Source organism: Thermogutta sp. (assembly GCF_014359955.1).
Taxonomy (GTDB): Bacteria; Planctomycetota; Planctomycetia; order Pirellulales; family Thermoguttaceae; genus Thermogutta.
Map to the genome: position 1 here is coordinate 1 of NZ_JACIYL010001044.1, position 1,246 is coordinate 1,246.

A 1,246-nucleotide genomic window follows, 5' to 3' on the forward strand; every position below is an offset into this window, starting at 1 on the left:
TTTGGGAAAAAAACGAGGGCTGTTCCATGTGGCGAAATAAGCAAGAAGAAAGAGATGTGTTGCAACATCGGGTACCAAACCGCAGGTAAGTTTTTCGGATGACACGGACCCTGGACAACCCATGACCTGGCAGCGGCGGCTGATTAAAGAGATCGGGTTCTTCCTGAAATGGGGCCTTGCTGTTGCCCTGGTTGCCGGGTTTTTCTTTGCCATCTGGCTCTATAAGAGGGTGGATGACGAACTCCGCAGCGAAATCGAGCGACGGTGTGCGGTGCTGTGTCCGCATCTGCGAATCCGCGTGCGATCGGCTCAATTGTTGCCTGGCGAAGGGATTCAGCTTCGTGGCGTCCGCATCACGATTGCGAGTCTGCCCAAAGTGACGGGAACAATCGCCGAAATTGAGGAAATCATGCTGGCGGGGCCGGTGGCTTACAAGGAGTTGCTTTCTGGTGATGTTCCCATTCAGCGCGTCGTTGTCCGCCGACCGCATGTGCGCATCGCGTGTGGTACCGATGGGCAGTGGAACATTTCTCGTCTGCTTCCTTTGCCGAAACTGATGGGGAGCAAGCATCCCCCTGTTCACATAGAAAACGGCATGGTCGAGATCGTCGATCTTCGTGGGCCGATTCCCAGCGTCATCGCATATCGGGATATTCAGATGGAGATTTTCGGTGACTCTCCCCCGCAATCGGACGGATCCAGTACGGGGGCTCGAAAATTCCGCGGCACAATGACCGGCGATTTTGTCCGCCGAATCGATGTTGAGGGAACGTTCGATCCCGGAGCACCGTGCTTGAGACTGACTGGTTCGGTCGACTCGCTGGAATTTTCGCCCGAGTGTCAGGCCGCTTTCCCCTGGGAAGTGCGACGCACTTTGCGGCCGCTTGAGCATCTTCGCACACAGCTTTCTTTGACGTTTCATCTCTTCTGGTCAGCCGGCAGCAACCCGGTGGTCGATTACGACCTTTCTGGGCAGATTCGTCGTGGACGGCTCGATGATCCACGACTGCCGTATGCCATCACGGATATCCGCGGCTACTTCACCGCATCACGGGATGAAGTTTTGTTCACCGATGTGACAGCATTTTCGGGTTCGACGGCATTCGTGGTGCGTTCGGCGAAACTTTTGCACTGGGATTTGGCACAACTGGCTGATCTCGATATGCAAATCAACAATTTGTAGTTTGATCCAGCACTTCTTCCGCTTTTGCCCCCCAAACTTCAGGAGGAATGGCCGAAGTACTTC

General features: G+C 54.8%; 1 protein-coding gene. It reads left to right on the plus strand.

Features of this window, described 5'->3' with window-relative positions; all coding sequences use genetic code 11:
- Positions 1-121: 121 nt before the first annotated feature.
- Positions 122-1,183 carry a hypothetical protein gene (locus tag H5U08_RS19255; protein ID WP_297036934.1) on the plus strand — a complete coding sequence of 354 codons (1,062 nt, stop codon included), beginning with the start codon at positions 122-124 and terminating at the stop codon, positions 1,181-1,183.
- Positions 1,184-1,246: the final 63 nt, after the last annotated feature.

Coding starts and splice junctions, on each gene's coding strand:
- H5U08_RS19255 (WP_297036934.1), top strand. CDS start 122: ATGACCTGGCAGCGGCGGCTGATTAAAGAGATCGGGTTCTTCCTGAAA.